15 protein-coding genes are annotated in these 17,865 nt (G+C 75.4%); 5 read left to right on the forward strand and 10 right to left on the reverse strand.

Going from position 1 to position 17,865, the window contains the following annotated elements:
- The first annotated feature begins 19 nt into the window (after positions 1 to 19).
- On the forward strand, positions 20 to 1,198 hold the full coding sequence (locus ACI79G_RS03965; RefSeq protein WP_456879841.1) for an amidohydrolase family protein: 1,179 nt from the start codon (positions 20 to 22) through the stop codon (positions 1,196 to 1,198).
- On the opposite strand, the gene ACI79G_RS03970 is transcribed toward ACI79G_RS03965, so the two are convergent.
- A complete protein-coding gene (locus tag ACI79G_RS03970; RefSeq protein ID WP_456879842.1) occupies positions 1,195 to 1,905 on the reverse strand; it encodes an HAD family hydrolase in 711 nt (236 codons plus the stop codon). The two genes, ACI79G_RS03965 and ACI79G_RS03970, sit on opposite strands and share 4 nt — an antisense overlap.
- Complete coding sequence (gene metH, locus ACI79G_RS03975; RefSeq protein WP_456879843.1) at positions 1,898 to 5,704, reverse strand: methionine synthase; 3,807 nt, start codon at positions 5,702 to 5,704, stop codon at positions 1,898 to 1,900. The genes ACI79G_RS03970 and metH overlap by 8 nt, the downstream gene beginning before the upstream one ends.
- A gap of 115 nt (positions 5,705 to 5,819) precedes the next feature.
- Here metH and ACI79G_RS03980 point away from each other — a divergent pair, with 115 nt between their 5' ends.
- Positions 5,820 to 6,683: a PAC2 family protein gene (locus ACI79G_RS03980; RefSeq protein WP_456879844.1), complete on the forward strand. Its 864-nt coding sequence runs from the start codon at positions 5,820 to 5,822 to the stop codon at positions 6,681 to 6,683.
- A 187-nt stretch (positions 6,684 to 6,870) separates the two neighbouring features.
- Here ACI79G_RS03980 and ACI79G_RS03985 read toward each other — a convergent pair whose 3' ends face one another.
- Positions 6,871 to 7,899, reverse strand: coding sequence for an HD domain-containing protein (locus tag ACI79G_RS03985; protein ID WP_456879845.1), 1,029 nt, complete (start codon positions 7,897 to 7,899; stop codon positions 6,871 to 6,873).
- On the reverse strand, positions 7,899 to 9,182 hold the full coding sequence (gene mshC, locus ACI79G_RS03990; protein WP_456879846.1) for a cysteine--1-D-myo-inosityl 2-amino-2-deoxy-alpha-D-glucopyranoside ligase: 1,284 nt from the start codon (positions 9,180 to 9,182) through the stop codon (positions 7,899 to 7,901). The genes ACI79G_RS03985 and mshC overlap by 1 nt, the downstream gene beginning before the upstream one ends.
- A gap of 89 nt (positions 9,183 to 9,271) precedes the next feature.
- Between mshC and ACI79G_RS03995 the strand changes: the two genes are divergently transcribed.
- A complete protein-coding gene (locus tag ACI79G_RS03995) occupies positions 9,272 to 9,988 on the forward strand; it encodes a maleylpyruvate isomerase family mycothiol-dependent enzyme (protein WP_456879847.1) in 717 nt (238 codons plus the stop codon).
- A gap of 59 nt (positions 9,989 to 10,047) precedes the next feature.
- Here ACI79G_RS03995 and ACI79G_RS04000 read toward each other — a convergent pair whose 3' ends face one another.
- From ACI79G_RS04000 to ACI79G_RS04020, 5 genes are all read right to left on the reverse strand, one after another.
- The gene (locus ACI79G_RS04000; RefSeq protein WP_456879848.1) at positions 10,048 to 10,434 is read right to left on the reverse strand and encodes a VOC family protein; all 387 of its coding nucleotides are present in this window, start codon (positions 10,432 to 10,434) and stop codon (positions 10,048 to 10,050) included.
- A 94-nt stretch (positions 10,435 to 10,528) separates the two neighbouring features.
- The gene (locus tag ACI79G_RS04005; RefSeq protein ID WP_456879849.1) at positions 10,529 to 11,284 is read right to left on the reverse strand and encodes an SCO1664 family protein; all 756 of its coding nucleotides are present in this window, start codon (positions 11,282 to 11,284) and stop codon (positions 10,529 to 10,531) included.
- A gap of 19 nt (positions 11,285 to 11,303) precedes the next feature.
- On the reverse strand, positions 11,304 to 11,855 hold the full coding sequence (locus ACI79G_RS04010; protein WP_091214397.1) for a DUF3090 family protein: 552 nt from the start codon (positions 11,853 to 11,855) through the stop codon (positions 11,304 to 11,306).
- Positions 11,856 to 11,903: 48 nt separating this feature from the next.
- A complete protein-coding gene (locus tag ACI79G_RS04015; protein WP_456879850.1) occupies positions 11,904 to 12,605 on the reverse strand; it encodes a histidine phosphatase family protein in 702 nt (233 codons plus the stop codon).
- Positions 12,606 to 12,907: 302 nt separating this feature from the next.
- Positions 12,908 to 13,741, reverse strand: coding sequence for an undecaprenyl-diphosphate phosphatase (locus tag ACI79G_RS04020; RefSeq protein ID WP_456879851.1), 834 nt, complete (start codon positions 13,739 to 13,741; stop codon positions 12,908 to 12,910).
- A 182-nt stretch (positions 13,742 to 13,923) separates the two neighbouring features.
- On the opposite strand from ACI79G_RS04020, the gene ACI79G_RS04025 reads away from it, so the two are divergent.
- The gene (locus ACI79G_RS04025; RefSeq protein WP_456879852.1) at positions 13,924 to 14,904 is read left to right on the forward strand and encodes an aldo/keto reductase; all 981 of its coding nucleotides are present in this window, start codon (positions 13,924 to 13,926) and stop codon (positions 14,902 to 14,904) included.
- Positions 14,901 to 16,847, forward strand: a complete 1,947-nt coding sequence (locus tag ACI79G_RS04030) for an AAA family ATPase (protein WP_456879853.1) — start codon at positions 14,901 to 14,903, stop codon at positions 16,845 to 16,847. Before ACI79G_RS04025 ends, ACI79G_RS04030 begins: the two co-directional genes overlap by 4 nt.
- Before the next feature lie 63 nt (positions 16,848 to 16,910).
- Here the strand turns inward: ACI79G_RS04030 and ACI79G_RS04035 are convergent, their stop codons facing one another.
- Positions 16,911 to 17,666 (reverse strand): DUF2470 domain-containing protein, encoded by a 756-nt coding sequence (locus ACI79G_RS04035; RefSeq protein WP_456879854.1) that lies wholly within the window; start codon positions 17,664 to 17,666, stop codon positions 16,911 to 16,913.
- Positions 17,667 to 17,865 lie beyond the last annotated feature (199 nt).

Here is a 17,865-nt window from a genome sequence, read left to right on the forward strand (position 1 = left end):
GGCCGCGGGAGCATCGCCCATGCGCGGTTACCGGGCGCCGCGGGCCTTCGACGGCGAGCGCTTCCTCGACGGCGGAGCGCTGGTGCTGGTCGAGGACGGCACCATCGTGGGCGTCGAGCCCGCCACCGCCCCGGCTCCCGAGGGCTGCGCGGTCACCGACGTCCCCGACGGCACGCTGCTGCCCGGGCTGGTCGACACCCACGTCCACCTCTGCGGGGACGGCGGCCCGCGGGCGCTGGAGCAGGTCGCCGAGCTGGCCCCGGCGGAGCTCGACGCCGTCGTCACCGCCGCCGAGCAGCAGACGCTGCGGGCGGGCGTCACCGCCGTCCGCGACCTCGGCGACCACCGCTGGGCCGTTCTCGAGCGCGCCGGGCGCGACGGCGTGCGGCCGACCGTCGTCGCCGCCGGGCCGCCGATCACCTCACCCGGCGGGCACTGCTGGTCGATGGGCGGGGAGACGTCCGGCGTCGAGGCGCTGCGCCGGGCGGTGCGGGAGCGGGCCGAGCGGGGCGCCGGCGTGGTCAAGGTCATGGCCAGCGGGGGGGTGCTCACCCCCGGCACCGATCTCACCGCGTGCCAGTTCACCCTCGAGGAGCTGCAGGCGCTGGTCGACGAGGCGCATCGGCTCGGCCTGCCGGTGACCGCGCACGCGCACGGCCTGCCGGCGGTCGAACGCAGCGTCGCGGCCGGCGTCGACGGCATCGAGCACTGCAGCTGCCTGACCGGCTCCGGCCCCTCCCTGCCTCTCGAGCTGGCCGCCGCGCTCGCGGCCGGCCCGCTGGTCTGCCCGACCGTGGGCTCCCTGCCGGGCGTCGACCCGCCGCCGCACGTGCAGGCGCGGATGGCCGCGGTCGGCGTGACGATCGAGCAGCACCTGCTGCACGTGGCGGCCCTGCACCGGTCCGGCGTCAGCCTGCTCGCCGGCACCGACGCCGGGATCGGCCCCACCAAGCGGCACGGCCAGGTGGCGTACGCGGTGGCCGACCTGGTGGGCCCCTGCGGGGTGCCGCTGGAGGACGCGCTGACCGCGGCGACGGCCCGGGCGGCCCGCGCCTGCGGGCTGGGCGGCCGCACGGGGCGGCTGGCGGCCGGGTACGACGCCGACCTGCTGGTGACCGACGGCGACGTCCGGGCCGACGTGACCGCCCTGCGGCGGCCCCGCGTCGTCGTCGCCCGCGGCCGTGAGGTGCCGCTCTAGGCGCGGGCGTCCACGGCGTCGCGGACGGCCAGCACCTCGGTCAGGTCGGCCAGCCGCACCCCGGCGAGGGTGTCGCGCAGCACCAGCCCCGGCAGCTCCGGCAGCGGCTGCAGCGACGGCACGCCCAGCACGGCGGCCCCCGCGGCGAGCCCCGCGGTGGCCCCGGACAGCGAGTCCTCCACGGCCACGCACCCGGCAGCGGCCACCTCCAGGGCGCCCATCGCCTGGCGGTAGGGCGCCGGGTCGGGTTTGCGGGCGGGCACCTCGTCGCCGCAGACGGTGACGTCGAAGGCGGGCAGCCCGTCGAGGTCACGGTCCACCTTCGCGAGCACCACGTCGGCCAGCCGCCGCGGCGTGGTGGTCACCAGCGCCGTCGGCAGCGCGGCGTGCCGGGCCTCCAGCAGCAGCTCGCGGGCCCCGGGCCGCCAGGTGAGCGGGCCGGTCAGCAGCTCGGCGACGGTGTCCTCGATCCAGCGGGCGTCGGCGCGGGCCTCGGCCTCGGTGCGGGTCACCCCGACGTCGGCGTACAGGATCCCCAGCGCCGTCGCCATGCTCGTGCCGACGGTCCGCTCGCGCGCCTCCGCCGACATCTCCCCGCCCAGCCGGCGGGCGAGGGCGAACATCGCCGCACCCCAGTGCTGCTCGGTCTCCACGAGCGTGCCGTCCATGTCGAACAGCAGCGCCCGCAGACCGGTGTGCTCATTCATCGTCGGTGCGGTACCCCAGGTTCGGTGAGAGCCAACGCTCGGCCTCGGCCAGCGTCCAGCCCTTGCGCCGCGCGTAGTCCTCGACCTGGTCGCGGCCGAGCCGCCCCAGGACGAAGTAGCGCGACTGCGGGTGGGCGAAGTAGAGGCCGCTGACGGCGGCGCCGGGCCACATGGCCATGCTCTCGGTGAGCGTGATGCCGGTGGTCGCCTCGACGTCGAGCAGCTCCCAGATGGTGCGCTTCTCGGTGTGCTCCGGGCAGGCCGGGTAGCCCGGCGCCGGGCGGATGCCGCGGTACTGCTCGGCGATCAGCGCGTCGTTGTCGAGGTGCTCGTCGGCGGCGTAGCCCCAGAACTCCCGGCGCACGCGCTCGTGCAGCCGCTCGGCGAACGCCTCGGCCAGGCGGTCGGCCAGCGCCTCGAGCATGATCGCGCTGTAGTCGTCGTTCGCGGCCTTGAACGCCTCGACCCGCTCGGCCGCGCCGATGCCTGCGGTGACGGCGAACGCCCCGACGTGGTCGCGCAGCCCGGTCTCCTTGGGCGCGACGAAGTCGGCCAGGGACGTACGCGGCGAGCCGTCGCGGCCCTCGGTCTGCTGGCGCAGCTGGTGCAGCGTCGTCCGGACGGCGGTGCGCGACTCGTCGGTGTAGACCTCGATGTCCTCGCCGTCCACCCGGTTGGCCGGGAACAGGCCGAACACGCCCCGGGCCCGCAGCCAGCGCTCCCCGACGATCCGGTCGAGCATCTGCTGGGCGTCCTCGTACAGCCGCCGCGCGGCCTCGCCGGTCGCCGGGTTGTGCAGGATGTCGGGGAACCGGCCGCGCATCTCCCAGGCGTTGAAGAACGGCTGCCAGTCGATGTAGGCGCGCAGCTCCTCGAGCGGGTAGTCGTCGAAGACGCGGGTGAACTGCGTCGCTCCGTGCCGGTGGTCGCAGGCCGCACCCGAGCAGAGGTCACGGGCCTGCTGCAGCAGCATCCGCGGCCGCGGCGGGGCGTAGGAGGACCAGTCGAGCGCCGGCGCGGCGGCGCGGGCGGCCTCCAGCGGCAGCAGCGCGCGGGTGTCCTGACGGGCGGCGTGCCGCTCGCGCAGGCCGGCGTACTCGGTCTCGACGTCGGCCAGCAGCTTGGGCCGCTGCTCGTTGGACAGCAGCGCGGCCACGACCGGCACCGACCGGGAGGCGTCCTTCACCCAGATGACCGGCCCGTGGTAGCGCGGGGCCACCTTGACCGCGGTGTGCGCGCGCGACGTCGTCGCCCCGCCGATGAGCAGCGGGATGTCGAAGCCCTGCCGCTCCATCTCGGCGGCCAGGTTGCTCATCTCGTCCAGCGACGGCGTGATCAGCCCGGACAGGCCGATGACGTCGGCGCCCTCCTGCTTGGCGGTGTCGAGGACCTGCTGCGCCGGCACCATGACGCCGAGGTCGACGACGTCGTAGTTGTTGCACTGCAGGACGACGCCGACGATGTTCTTGCCGATGTCGTGGACGTCGCCCTTCACGGTGGCCATGACGACCTTGCCGTTGCTGCGCTCGGCGTCGCCGGGCTGCTTCTCCGCCTCGATGAAGGGCACCAGGTAGGCGACGGCCTTCTTCATCACGCGGGCGGACTTCACCACCTGCGGGAGGAACATCTTGCCGGCGCCGAACAGGTCGCCGACGACGTTCATGCCGCCCATCAGCGGGCCCTCGATGACCTCGATCGGCCGGCCGCCGCGCGCGGCGATCTGCGCCCGCAGCTCCTCGGTGTCGGCCTCGACGAACCCGTCGAGGCCCTTCACCAGGGCGTGGGTGATGCGCTCCTCGACCGGCAGCGCGCGCCACTCCTCGCCGGCCGCCTCCTTCGCGGCGCCGTCCCCGGCGTACTCGGAGGCGATCTCCAGCAGCCGCTCGGTGGCGTCGGGGCGGCGGGCCAGGACCACGTCCTCGATCCGCTCGCGCAGCCGCTCGGGCACCTCGTCGTAGACCTCGAGGGCCCCGGCGTTGACGATGCCCATGTCCATGCCGGCGGCGATGGCGTGGAACAGGAACACCGCGTGGATGGCCTCGCGCACGCGGTTGTTGCCGCGGAAGGAGAACGAGACGTTCGAGACGCCGCCGGAGACCAGCGCGCCGGGCAGGTTCTGCTTGATCCAGCGGGTGGCCTCGATGAAGTCCAGCCCGTAGCGGGCGTGCTCCTCGATGCCGGTGGCGACGGCGAAGACGTTGGGGTCGACGATGACGTCCTCGGCCGGGAAGCCGACCTGCTCGACGAGGATGTCGTAGGCCCGCCGGCAGATCTCCTGCCGCCGCTGCAGCGAGTCGGCCTGGCCCTGCTCGTCGAAGGCCATGACGACGACGGCGGCGCCGTGCTTGCGGCACAGCCGCGCGTGCCGGACGAACTCCTCCTCCCCCGCCTTGAGGGAGATGGAGTTGACGATCGACTTGCCCTGCACGCACTTGAGGCCGGCCTCGATGACCTCCCACTTGGAGGAGTCCACCATCACCGGGACGCGGCAGATGTCGGGCTCGGCGGCGACGAGTTTGAGGAAGCGGTCCATCGCCTCGACGCCGTCGATCATCCCCTCGTCCATGTTGACGTCGATGACCTGCGCACCGGCCTCCACCTGCTGGCGGGCGACGGCCAGCGCGGTGGCGTAGTCGTTGGCGCGGATGAGGTTGCGGAAGCGGGCCGAGCCGGTGATGTTCGTGCGCTCGCCGACGTTGACGAACAACGAGTCCTCGTCGACGGTCAGCGGCTCGAGCCCGGACAGCCGCAGCGCCGGGCGTACCTGCGGCGGCGTCCGCGGGGCACGGCCCTCGACGGCGGCGGCGATCGCGGCGACGTGCGCGGGAGTGGTCCCGCAGCAGCCGCCGACCATGTTCACGAAGCCGGCGTCGGCGAACTCGGCGAGGACGGCCGCGGTCTCCTCCGGCGACTCGTCGTACTCGCCGAAGGCGTTGGGCAGGCCGGCGTTCGGGTAGCAGGAGACGTACGTGTCGGCGACCCGCGAGAGCTCGGCCAGGTAGGGCCGCATCTCCGCGGCACCCAGGGCGCAGTTGAGGCCGACCAGCAGCGGGCGGACGTGCCGGATCGAGTGCCAGAACGCCTCGGTGACCTGGCCCGAGAGCGTGCGGCCCGACGCGTCGGTGATGGTGCCCGACACCACCACCGGCCAGCGCCGGCCGCGCTGCTCGAACAGCGTCTCCAGCGCGAAGATCGCCGCCTTGGCGTTGAGCGTGTCGAAGACCGTCTCGATCAGCAGGACGTCGACCCCGCCGTCGACCAGGCCGTCGGCCTGCTCCAGGTAGGCGAGGGCGAGCTCGTCGAAGGTGACGTTGCGGGCGCCCGGGTCGTTGACGTCCGGGGAGATGGACGCCGTCCGGCTGGTCGGGCCGAGCGCCCCGGCGACGTAGCGCCGCCTGTCCGGCGTGCGCGCGGTCATCGCGTCGGCCTCGCGGCGGGCCAGCCGCGCGGCCGCCACGTTGATCTCGTACGCCAGGTCGGACATGGCGTAGTCGCGCAGCGAGATCGCCGTGGCGTTGAACGTGTTGGTCTCGATGACGTCCGCGCCGGCCTCGAGGTACTCGCGGTGGATGCCCGCGACCAGCTCGGGCTGCGTGAGCACCAGCAGGTCGTTGTTGCCCTGGACGTCGGTGGGCCAGTCGGCGAAGCGCTCGCCGCGGTAGCCGGCCTCGTCGGGCCGGTCGCGCTGGATCGCCGTCCCCATGGCGCCGTCGAGCACGAGGATGCGCTGCCCGAGCACGGCCGTGAGCTCCGCGGTCGCGTCCGGGCGGAGGTCGGGCGACACGTTGCGGGACTGCACCGAGCCAGGGTAGCCGCCCGTCGGGGTGGGCCGGTCGCCCGCGCGGGGGACGGCCGGCCCCGCCGCACGGCCGAGCACCGCGGCCGGGGAGCACGATCGACGTAGGCTCGCAGGGGTGATCGACCCGAAGTCCACCCCTGAGGACCTGCCCCGGCTGAACGACCCGGTGGTGGTCGTCGCCTTCGAGGGCTGGAACGACGCCGGGGACGCCGCCACCGGGGCGCTGGAGCACCTCGAGCTCATCTGGGATGCCACCCCGCTCGCCGCGCTCGACCCCGAGGACTACTACGACTTCCAGGTCAACCGGCCCACCGTCTCGCTCATCGGCGGGATCAGCCGCCGGATCGAGTGGCCCACCACGCGCATCTCGGTGGCCCGCCCGCCGGACTCCGGCCGGGACGTCGTCCTGATCCGCGGCATCGAGCCCAACATGCGCTGGCGCAGCTTCTGCGAGGAGCTGATCGAGCTGTGCCAGGAACTCGACGCGCGCACCGTGGTCGGCCTCGGCGCCCTGCTCTCCGACACCCCGCACACCCGGCCGACCCCGGTCACCGGCTCGGCCTACGACGCGGAGTCGGCCGAGAGGTGGGGTCTGGAGACCTCCCGCTACGAGGGGCCCACCGGCATCCTCGGCGTCTTCCAGGACGCCTGCGTGCAGGCCGGGCTGCCGGCGATCAGCTTCTGGGCCGCCGTCCCGCACTACGTCTCGCAGCCGCCGTCCCCCCGGGCGACGGTCGCGCTGCTGCGGCGGGTGGAGGAGGTCCTCGAGCTGAGCGTGCCGCTGGGCGCCCTGCCGCAGCAGGCGGACGAGTGGGTCAAGACCGTCGACGAGATGGCGAACGAGGACGCCGAGGTGGTCGAGTACGTGCGCTCGCTCGAGGAGCGGGCCACCGAGGACGACCTCTCCCAGGCCAACGGCGACCAGATCGCCCGCGAGTTCGAGCGCTACCTGCGCCGGCGGGGCTCCTCGCCCAACTGAGCACGGACCCCCTGTGCCCACCGCTCGCGGCGGGACCCGGGAGCAGCCGCTCCCCCGTCGACGGGACCGACGGTCTCGTGGTCGTCAGCGCCGGATCGCCACGAGTTCGTCGGTCTCGCGGCCGAGATGGGGATAACGGTCGACGTCGGCAGGTGGTCCGGCCGCCGTGCGGTCCGGAGGACCGCGGTCAACGCAGCAGCGGGCGCATCCGGCTCGTCGCGTCGGCGTCGAAGAGCCGGTCGTGCGTGGACAAGGCGTACCGGTCGGTCATCCCGGACACGTAGTCGACGACCTGGGTGACCGGGTCGGCCGACGTGTCGCGGTAGGTCGCCGGGATGAGCTCGGGGTGGGCCAGGTGGTGGTCGACGAGCCGGCGGGTGACGTCGATGGCCAGCTGCTTCTGCCCCGCCGCGGTCTCCGAGGCGTACACCCGCTCGAACATGAAGGCCCGCAGCTCGTGCATGGCCTCCAGCGGCTCGGGCGCCATGACCACCGCTCCCCCGTCGGCGAGCGACCCCGCGACGACGGCGTCGATCATCGCGCCGACCATCCGGCTGCCCGGGTCGCCGAAGACGGCGCGCGCCCGGGCCGGGAGGTCGCCGACCTGCAGCACCCCGGCGCGGACGGCGTCCAGCGCGTCGTGGGACAGGTAGCCGATGCGGTCGGCGTAGCGCACGCACTCCGCCTCGCGGGTGGTCGGCGGCGGCGTGATCTTCCAGCTGTGCGCCCGGATGCCGTCGCGGACCTCCCAGGTGAGGTTCAGGTGCTCGAGCACCTCGACGATCCGCACGCCCTGGGCGGCGTGGTGCCAGCCGCCGGGGACGTAGGGCTCCAGCGCGTCCTCGCCGATGTGGCCGAACGGCGAGTGGCCCAGGTCGTGGCCGAGCGCGATGGCCTCGGCGAGGGCCTCGTTGAGGCCCAGCGCGCGCGCCAGCGAGCGGGCGACCTGGGTGACCTGCAGCGTGTGGGTCAGCCGGGTGACGAAGTGGTCGCCGTCGGGGTTGAGGAACACCTGCGTCTTGTGCTTGAGCCGGCGGAAGGCCTTGGCGTGCAGGATCCGGTCGCGGTCGCGCTCGAAGGCGGTCCGCAGGGGGTCCTCCGGCTCGGGGACGGCGCGGCCGCGGGTGGCCGTCGAGCGCGTGGCCGCCGGCGCCAGGGCCTCCTCCTCGCGCTCCCGGGCCGCCCGGTCGACCAGGCGGAAGCACCCCCCGCCCATCAGCGCGACCGGGGCGCGGGGCGGTCCGTCGCGGGGTCCAGGGCGATGCCGAGCAGCGCGTCGACCGCGTCGGCGACGACCCGCGGGGCGCCGTCGTCGGGGTCGTCGTCCGGCCCGGTGGCCAGCGTCCGCGCCGCCCAGTCGTCGACCAGTGCGATGGCGCCGGGGCTGTCGAGGTCGTCGGCGAGCCGCTCGCGCAGCCCGTGCAGCACCGGGGCGGCCGGGGCGCCGGCGTCGCGGGCCACGGCGCGCCGCCAGGTGTCCAGCCGCTGCTCGGCGGTGGCCAGCAGGTCCGGCGTCCAGGCGCGGTCGGTGCGGTAGTGCCCGGCCAGCAGCGCCAGGCGGATGGCCATCGGGTCGACGCCCTCCCCGCGCAGCTTGGAGACGAAGACCAGGTTGCCCCGGCTCTTGCTCATCTTCTCGCCGTCCAGGCCGATCATCGCCGCGTGCACGTACGTGCGGGCGAACGGCTTGGTGGCGGTGAGCGCCTCGGCGTGGACCGCGGAGAACTCGTGGTGCGGGAAGACCAGGTCGCTGCCGCCGCCCTGGACGTCGAAGCCCATCCCGATCGTCTCCAGCGCGATCGTGGCGCACTCGATGTGCCAGCCGGGGCGCCCGGCGATGCCGCGGGGGCCGGGCCAGGAGGGCTCCCCCGGCCGCTCACCGCGCCACAGCATCGGGTCCAGCCGGTTGCGCTTGCCGGGGCGGTCGGGGTCGCCGCCGCGCTCGGCGGAGTACCGCAGCATGGTCGCCTCGTCGTAGCCGGACTCGCTGCCGAAGCCGGGCGCCTGCGCGACGTCGTGGTAGACGTCGCCGGTGCCGTCGTCGAGCACGTAGGCCAGGTCCTCGTCGAGCAGCGTCTCCACGTGGGCGACGATCCGCGGCACCGACTCGACCGCGCCGACGTAGTCGTCGGGCGGCAGCACGCGCAGCGCGGTCATGTCCTCCCGGAACAGCGCGGTCTCGCGCATGCCGAGCACGACCCAGTCCTCGCCGTCCCGCTCCGCCCGCTCGAGCAGCGGGTCGTCGATGTCGGTGACGTTCTGCACGTAGTGCACGGCGTGGCCGGCGTCCCGCCACACCCGGTTGACCAGGTCGAAGGCCAGGTAGGTGGCGGCGTGACCGAGGTGCGTGGCGTCGTACGGGGTGATGCCGCAGACGTACATCCGCGCCGTCGTGGCCGGTGAGGTGGCGACCACCTCCCCGCGCGCGGTGTCGTGCAGCTTGAGGACCGGACCGGTGCCCGGGAGGGTCGGGAGGAGCGGGGCGGGCCAGGCGAGCACGTACCGAGCCTAGAGGCGGCTATCCACGGGCCCGATCGGCCCTCATCCTGTCGGAGGACCGCGGCGCCGCCCGCGGGGAGAGGGGCGCGATGGAACCCGACGAGTACCTGCCGGTCCTGCAGAAGACGGACGCCCGCTTCGCCGACGCCGCCGCGGAGGCGGTGCTGGCCCGGGGGTGGCAGGCACCGGTGCCCGGCTGCCCCGGGTGGGCGCTGGCCGACCTGGTCTGGCACCTGGCCGAGGTGCAGCACTTCTGGGCGTGGGTGGTGCGCACCCGCGCCACCGACCCCGGGACCTACACCCCGCCGGTCCGGCGCCCGGACGACGAGCTGCTCGGCTTCGGCCTCGCCCAGTCCGCCGAGCTGGAGACGGTGCTCGACGGCGCCGACCCGGCCGAGCGGGTGTGGACCTGGGCGCCCCGGCAGGACGTCGGCTTCGTGCTGCGCCGGCAGGTGATGGAGGCGGTCGTGCACACCGCCGACGTCGAGCAGGTGCTCGGCGACGTGCACCCGATCCGTGCCGACGTCGGCCTGGACGGCCTCGACGAGTGGCTGGAGGTGATGGTCCCCGGCGCGCTGCCGCAGGGCCCGCCGGCGGACGCGCACCCCGTCGTCCTGCACGCCGTCGACGTCGGCGTCGAGCGGGTGCTGTTCCCCGGCTCCCGGCCGGTGCCGGTCGCCCGGCTCACCGGCACCGCGGGCGACCTGCTGCTCGCCGTCTGGCGGCGGGTGCCGCTGGAGGTGCTCACGGTGGACGGCGACGGGCTGCAGGCCGCCGCGATGATCGACCTGGTGCGCCTGGAGTGAAGGCCCCCCTGCCCCCCACCGCTCGCAGGCTCGCGGCGGGACCCTGCAGGGGGCCGGGCTCAGGGCCAGGTCGTGGCATTCTGCTCGAAGTCCTCCCCGGTCTGGACGCCGACGACGTCGAAGACCATCCCGGCGGGGTCCTTCATCTGCCAGAAGCCGCCCATGTCCGCGATCCGCCGCGCCCCCAGGGCCTCCAGCCGGGCCACCTCCGCCTCGACGTCGTCGGTCTCGACGTCGACGTGCCAGCGGGGCGGCGTCCCGGTCCCCGTGCGCTGCACCTCGAGGTGGAAGCCGCCGGCGAACGAGCCCAGCGACGACCAGTTCTCGTCCGAGGGGTCCGGGGACACGTCGTGACCCGTGGCGGCGGACCAGAAGGCCCGCCCGGCGTCGTGCAGCTCGGGCGGCAGGTCGAGCATGAGGACGGCCAGTCGGCTGCGGTGCGGCACGCGGAGATGGTGCCGCAGGGAGTGCGACGGCGTCCTGGCGATCAGGCGCCGATCACCACGGATCCGTCGCACCCGACGCGGGGAGGGCCCGGACTCAGAACGGCGGCCAGGGCAGCGCGGGCCAGTCGCCGCTGGGCTGGGGGTGCCGGCCGGTGCGCAGCAGCTCGGCGACCCGCTGCTGGGTGCGCCGCACCTCGCGCCGGGTCAGGTGCTCGTGCAGCTGGTCACCGAGGTCGCCCATCAGGTCGCCGGTGAGCTTCTCCAGCGCCTCGACCGCCTCCGCCGGCAGCGGCTGCCCGGCCCAGCGCCACAGCAGGGTGCGCAGCTTGGGGTCGACGGAGAAGCAGATGCCGTGGTCGACGCCGTACACGTGCCCGTCGGAGGTCGGGATGATGTGCCCGCCCTTGCGGTCGGCGTTGTTGACGACGGCGTCGAAGACCGCCATGCGCCGCAGCCCGGGGTCGTCGGAGCGGACGAAGGCGGCGAGGTCGACGTCGGGGTCGCCGTCCACCCACAGCTGCACCATGCCGGGGCCGAACGGACCGTCGCGCAGCACGGTCGGCGGCACGACCCGCCAGCCGGTCGCCTCGCTGACCAGGGCCGCGGACACCTCGCGCCCGGCGAGGGTGCCGTCGGGGAAGTCCCACAGCGGCCGCTCACCGGCGACCGGCTTGTAGACGCACTCGGCCTCGAGCTCGCCGGTGCGGACGTAGCCGACCAGCGTGACGTTGCTGGCGTCGAGCATCCGGCCCTCGAGGTCGATCTCGCCGGTGAGCAGCAGGGCGCGGGCCTCGGCGTCGTCGGCCGGGGCGCGCAGAGCCGCGGCGGGGTCGGCGGGGCGCTCGGTCATCGGGGCGGCCGGGTCGCGCTCAGCGGCGGTAGCCGTTCTGCCGCGGGCACACGTGCCCGGCGGGGTCCAGCGGGAGCGAGCACAGCGGGCAGGCGGGGCGGCCGGCGGCCACGACCCGGCGGGCCCGGACGACGAAGGCGCGGGCGGCGGCCGGGGTGATGGTCACCCGCAGCGCGTCGGGGCCCTCCTCGCTGTCGGAGAGGATGACGTCCTCCTCGACCGGCTCGTCGCCGGCGGCCACGGCCTCGACGACGACGGCCTGCGACTCGCCGTCCCACGCCAGGCCCATGGCCGCGACCCGGAACTCCTCGTCGACCGGGGCGGTGAGCGGCTCGAGGTCGTCGACCTCGGCGTCCGGCGGGACGACGGTGCCCGGACGGGTGGCGACCTCGTCGAGCAGCTCGTTCATCCGGTCGGCGAGCACCTGCACCTGCGCCTTCTCCAGCGCCACGCTGACCACGCGGCCCGAGGCGTCGGCGGCCTGGAGGTAGAAGGTGCGGTCGCCGGGCTGGCCCACCGTGCCGGCGACGAACCGGGACGGGCGGTCGAAGAGGAACAGCTGGCGAGGCACGGCATCAGGTTACGCGGGCGGGCGCGGTGGGCGAGCCAGGCGGCGAGGTCAGACGGTCGCGCCCGCGCCGCCCCCGACGACGGCGTCGGAGTCGGCCCTGCGGCGGCGCCGTCCCTTCTTCCTGGGCGGGATCAGCGCGGCGACGTCCCCGCCGGTGTCGTTCACGCGTACCACGAACGGGCGGGTGTCGGTGTAGGTGACCACCGAGATGGACGCCGGGTCGACGACGATCCGCTGGAACTGGTCGAGGTGCAGCCCCAGCGCGTCGGCGAGCACGGCCTTGATGACGTCGCCGTGGCTGCAGGCCAGCCAGACCGCGTCCGGCCCGAGCCGGGCGTTCCACTCGCGGACGGCGGCCACCGCGCGGGCCTGCGTCTGCGCCAGGCCCTCCCCCTCCGGGCCGGGGAAGACCGCGGCCGACGGGTGCTGCTGCACGACCTTCCACAGCGGCTCCTTGACCAGCTCCTTGAGCGGGCGGCCGGTCCAGTCGCCGTAGCGGGCCTCGCCGAGCCGGTCGTCGAGGGCCACCTCCAGGGCGCGCCCGGGGAGGACGGCGCCGGCGGTCTGCCGGCAGCGCTCCAGCGGGCTGCTGACGACGGCGGCCAGGGGCACCGGCGCCAGCCGCTCCCCCACCGCCCTCACCTGCTGCTCGCCGGTCTCGTCGAGCTGCACACCCGGGGTCCAGCCGGCGAGCACGCCGCCGGCGTTGGCCGTCGTGCGGCCGTGCCGCAGCAGGATCACGGTGGTCACGACGCCCGAGCCTAGAGAAAGGACCCTCCTGCTCCCCCACCGCTCGCAGGCTCGCGGCGGGGCCCTGCGGGAGGGCCGGCCCGGGTCCCGCCCTGAGCCTGCGTAGCACGATGCCCGTCCTCGACGCCGGGGAGATCGCCGCGGCCGTCGGCGACCACGTCGCCCGCAGCACGCCGTCCTCGTGTTGATCATGGGGGTGTTGCCGGGGGGCACGCCGCGTCGGGCGCGTCCGCGTGCACCGACCCCATGATCAACTCAGCGAGGCGGGCGAGCGGCGGGGCACGGGGAGCCGCTCCCCCGCGTCACTGCGGCGCGAGCACCCCCGCGCCGACGAGGCCGAGGATCAGCAGGCCGAGCAGCACCCGGTAGACGACGAACGGCGTGAAGCTGCCGCGGTCGAGGTAGCGCAGCAGCCAGGCGATGACGGCCAGGCCGACGCCGAAGGCCAGCACCGTGGCCACGATCGTCGGGCCCCAGGAGACCGCCTCCCCGGCGACGCCGCCGGTGAGCGCCTCGTACACCTGGAAGAAGCCCGAGGCCAGGACGGCGGGGACGGCGAGCAGGAACGAGTACCGCGCCGCGGCGGCCCGTGAGTAGCCGAGGAACAGGCCCATGGTGATCGTGCCGCCCGAGCGGGAGACGCCGGGCACCAGCGCCATGGCCTGGGCGAACCCGAAGGCGATGCCGTGCCCGACGGTCAGCTGGTCCAGCTCGCGCTTCTTGCGGCCCACCCGGTCGGCCCAGTAGAGGACCAGCGAGAAGGCGACCAGGGCGATCGCGACGATGCGCAGGTCGCGGAAGGTCGTCTCGATGCGGTCCTGGAACAGCAGGCCCAGGATCCCGATCGGCAGCGTGCCCACGATGATCAGCCAGCCCATCCGGGCGTCGGGGTCGCTGCGCATCCTGCGGTCGCCCAGCGAGCGGACCCAGGCGCTGATGATCCGGCCGATGTCGCGGCGGAAGTAGAGCAGCACCGCGGCCTCGGTGCCGATCTGGGTGATGGCGGTGAAGGCCGCGCCCGGGTCACCCCAGCCGAAGGCCTCCCCCACCACCCGCAGGTGCGCGCTGGAGGAGATGGGCAGGAACTCCGTCAGACCCTGCACCAGCCCCAGGACGACGGCCTCGATCCAGCTCATCGCCCGAGGTACCCCCGTCGGCCGCGAGCGGTCGGGAGGCTGGGCGGGGAAGGGCGCCGGGGCGGGCTGGTCAGCAGGAGCACGGGAGGCCACCCTAGGCCGCGCCCGGTCCGCGCCCCGCGCGGCACGCAGGGACCGCGGTCCCCGGGACCCGTCCGGACCCGCCGGTAGGTTGGCCCCCCGTGGAGCAACGCGCACTCGGGCGCAGCGGCCTGGTCGTCTCGCGCCTGGCACTGGGCACCATGACCTGGGGCCGGGACACCGACGAGGACGAGGCCGCGATGCAGCTGACGGCCTTCGTCGACGCCGGCGGCACGCTGGTCGACACCGCCGACATCTACTGCGACGGGGAGAGCGAGCGCCTCCTGGGCCGGCTGCTGGCCGACGTCGTCCCCCGTTCCGACGTGCTGGTCGCCACCAAGGCCGTCGGGCGCACCGCGCCGGGGCCGATGGGCCGCGGCGCGTCCCGCGGCCACCTGCTCGCCGCCCTCGACGCCTCGCTGGCGCGCCTGGGCACCGACCACGTCGACCTGTGGCAGCTGCACACCTGGGACGAGACCACCCCGCTGGAGGAGACCCTCGCCGCCTGCGACACCGCCGTCTCCTCGGGCCGGGTGCGCTACGTCGGCATCAGCAACTTCACCGGCTGGCAGACCGCGCAGGCGGTCACCTGGCAGCGGGCCTGGCCCGGCCGCGTGCCTCTGGTGAGCACCCAGGTGGAGTACTCGCTGCTGCAGCGCGGCGTCGAGCGCGAGGTGGTGCCCGCGGCCGAGGCGCTGGGTCTCGGGGTGCTGGCCTGGTCGCCGCTGGGTCGCGGCCTGCTCACCGGCAAGTACCGGCAGGGCGCGCCGGACGGGTCGCGGGGCGCCTCGCCGCAGTGGCAGGGCTTCATCGACGGCCTGCGCTCGGCGACGGCCGACCGGATCGTGGAGGCCGTGGTCACCGCCGCCGAGGGGCTGGGCACCACGCCGCTGGCGGTGGCGCTGGCCTGGGTGCGCGACCGCCCCGGGGTCACCGCACCGGTGGTGGGCGCGCGCACCGCCGCGCAGCTGCAGTCCTCGCTGGACGCCGAGGCGGTGCGGCTGCCCGCGGCGATCCGCACCGCGCTCGAGGACGTCTCGGCGCCCTACTTCGGCTACCCCGAGCGGCGGTACGACCGGTGACCAGCACCGCGACCGACCCGGTCTTCGCCGCCTTCTGCGCCGCGGGCCTGTGGCCGGGCCTGGGCAAGCGGGCGGCCGCCGAGCTGCCGGCCGCCGGGATCACCTCCCCGGACGACGTCACCGCCGACCGGCTGCTCACGCTCCCCCGCGTGGGCCGGCAGCGGGCCGAGCGGTTGTTCTCGGGCTTCCTGTCCGCGCAGCCGACCTACGAGGTCGTGGCGCTGCTGGTCGGCGCGGGCCTGGACGCCAAGCTCGCCTCGAGCGCAGCCGACGCCCTGGGCAACGACGCCGCCCGCCGGCTGCGCGACGACCCGTGGGCGTTGCTCGGCCTGACCGGGGTCACCCTGGGCGACGCCGACAGGCTGGCCATCGCCGTCCTCCCCGGGGCCGACCGGCAGGACTCCCGGCGCGGCCGCGCGATCGTCGCCCAGACCCTGCGGACGGCGACCCGCGACGGGCACACCGTGCTCCCCGCCGACCTGGTGGTCGCCGCGCTGCGCGCCGAGGGCGTCGCCGACCCGGCCGCGGCGATCATCGCCGCGGTCGAGTCCGGCGAGGTCCTCGAGCACGAGCCCCCGGAGCCGGAGCACGACGAGGACGCGGATCTCGACGAGCTGCCCGAGCCCGACCCGGCGCTGCGCATGCTCTCGCTGGCCCGCTACGGGATGGCCGAGGAGGCGGTCGCGGAGAACGTCGCCCGGCTGGCCGCCACCGCCGAGCGGATCGCCGACCCCGCCGCCGTCCGCTCGGTGGCCAAGGGGCTGGACGACGCGCAGAAGCAGGCCGTGGCGCAGGTCCTCGGCGCCGGCGTCTCGCTGCTGACCGGCGGCCCGGGCACCGGCAAGAGCCGCACGGTCGCCGCCGTGGTGGCGCTGCTGCGGTCCAAGGGCACCGAGGTCGCGCTCGCCGCGCCCACCGGCCGGGCGGCCAAGCGCCTCGAGGAGCTCACCGACCACCCGGCGGTCACCGTGCACCGGCTGCTGGGCGCGCAGGGCACCTCCGGCGGGTTCGCCCGCAACGAGGAGTGGCCCCTCGACGCCGACGTCGTCGTGGTGGACGAGGCCTCGATGCTCGACGTCGAGCTCACCGCCGCCCTGCTGGAGGCCTGCCCGGACGGCACCCACCTGCTGCTCGTCGGCGACCCGGCGCAGCTGCCCTCGATCGGCCCGGGGCACGTGCTGGGCGACCTCATCGACTCCGGGGTCGTGCCGGTCACCGAGCTGACCACCCTCTACCGGCAGGCCGAGGGCGGGGCGATCGCCCGCCTGGCCAACGCCGTCCGGGCCGGTCAGCTGCCGCCGGTGGACTCCCCCGACCGCGAGGTGGTCGTCGTCCCGGCGTCGGGCAGCGCGGAGGCCGCCAAGCGGGTCGTGCAGCTGGTCACCGACTCGATCCCGCGGGCGCTGGGGATCGACCCGGCGACCGTGCAGGTGGTCACGCCGGTGCACCGCGGCCCGGCCGGGACGATCGAGCTCAACAAGGCGCTCAAGGCGAGGCTGAACCCGGGCGAGGGCACGGTGTGGGGCTTCGACGTCGGCGACCGGGTGGTGGCCACCGCCAACCACCTCGACCTGGAGCCGATCGGGTTCGCCAACGGCGAGGTCGGGGTGGTCACCGGCACCGGCGACGGCACGCTCGACGTGGACTTCGCCTCCGGGCCGGTGACGGTGACCGGGTCGGCGATGAGCGACCTGCGGCACGGCTGGGCGATCACGGTGCACCGCGCGCAGGGCTCGGAGTGGCCCGGCGTGGTCGTCGTCCTGCCGCCGGAGGCCGGCGGCATGCTGTCGCGGCCGCTGGTCTACACCGCGCTGACCCGCGCCCAGCGGCACCTGTCGGTGGTGCACGCCTCCGGGGCTGCGCTGGCCCGCGCGGTGGGCCAGGTCGACGTCCGGCCGCGGCGCACCCGGCTGGCCCGGCTGCTGGCGGAGAACGCGCACTGAAGGACCTCGTCCTCCCCGCTGTCGCAGGCTGATGGTGCGACCCGGGACGGGGCCGCGCCGGTCCTACCTGGCCCGGGCGGCGCAGATGAGCTGGCGGGTGGCGGCCTGCAGCTGGCCCGGGCAGGTCAGCGGCCGCGGGAACGGCACCCGCAGGTCGCGGGCGCCGGCCGGGCGCTCGATGCGCAGCCGGAACCCGAAGCGGTCCAGCCCGAGCGGGCGGACGACGTCCCGCGGCCCGAGGTCGCCGGCCGGGATGCGGCTGCGCAGCAGGTCGAGCACCTCGGGGTGGTCGCGGTCGAGGTGCTGCAGCACCGGCGCCTCGACGGCGGCCAGCGGGTCGGGACGGGCCTGCGCGTAGGCCTGCGGGCCGACCTCGGTGCAGCGCCCGCCCTCCCGCAGCACGACCTCGGCGACGTCCAGCCGCAGCAGCGTGGCGCCCCGGCCCACGTCGAGCAGCGGCCCCACCGGCCGGGTCTCGGCGAAGGCGAGCACCGCCGCGCGCCGGGCGGCCGGGTGCACGGGCGTGAGCCAGCCGGACAGCCACAGCTGGGCGCGCAGCGGGTCCCGCAGCGGCACCGGCGCCCGGTCGCTGACCATCAGGACGGCGGTGAGGTCGTCGTGGCCGGCGAGCGCGGCGTCGACCTCCCCGCCGGTCGGCACCAGCACGTGGGTCGTGCCCGTGGTGGTCGTGGCGTGCGCCAGCGGGCGGCCGGCGTCCAACCCGCGCACGCACAGCACGGCGGAGCTGCGGGCGCCGACGGTGCGGGCGCGCTCGGCGGCGTCGGCGCGGAGGACGGGCGCTGCGGGGCTCGACGTCACGGGGCTCCCTCGGGGTCGCAACTGGGTTAGGGAAGCCTAACCTGACCGACCGCGGGGCGGGAGCTCCCCGGTGTGCCGCGGACGACGCGCCGGGCGGTTACGGACTGGTCCCGTTCAGGTGCCTTGTCCCCCACGCGCCCGCGGGTGTTGCATGGCGGTCCCGGGCGCCCACCGGCCGCCCCCAGCCTCGGGAGCCGCC

This window comes from Geodermatophilus sp. SYSU D00779, assembly GCF_054050595.1.

What these genes read in the sequence shown, in the direction of transcription:
- ACI79G_RS03985 (WP_456879845.1), bottom strand. Translation starts at nt 7,899, where the DNA reads ATGGGCGGGGGGTGCTTCCGCCTGGTCGACCGGGCGGCCCGGGAGCGC.
- ACI79G_RS03970 (WP_456879842.1), bottom strand. Translation starts at nt 1,905, where the DNA reads ATGAATGAGCACACCGGTCTGCGGGCGCTGCTGTTCGACATGGACGGC.
- ACI79G_RS03995 (WP_456879847.1), top strand. Translation starts at nt 9,272, where the DNA reads ATGGAACCCGACGAGTACCTGCCGGTCCTGCAGAAGACGGACGCCCGC.
- ACI79G_RS04005 (WP_456879849.1), bottom strand. Translation starts at nt 11,284, where the DNA reads ATGACCGAGCGCCCCGCCGACCCCGCCGCGGCTCTGCGCGCCCCGGCC.
- ACI79G_RS03965 (WP_456879841.1), top strand. Translation starts at nt 20, where the DNA reads ATGCGCGGTTACCGGGCGCCGCGGGCCTTCGACGGCGAGCGCTTCCTC.
- ACI79G_RS04020 (WP_456879851.1), bottom strand. Translation starts at nt 13,741, where the DNA reads ATGAGCTGGATCGAGGCCGTCGTCCTGGGGCTGGTGCAGGGTCTGACG.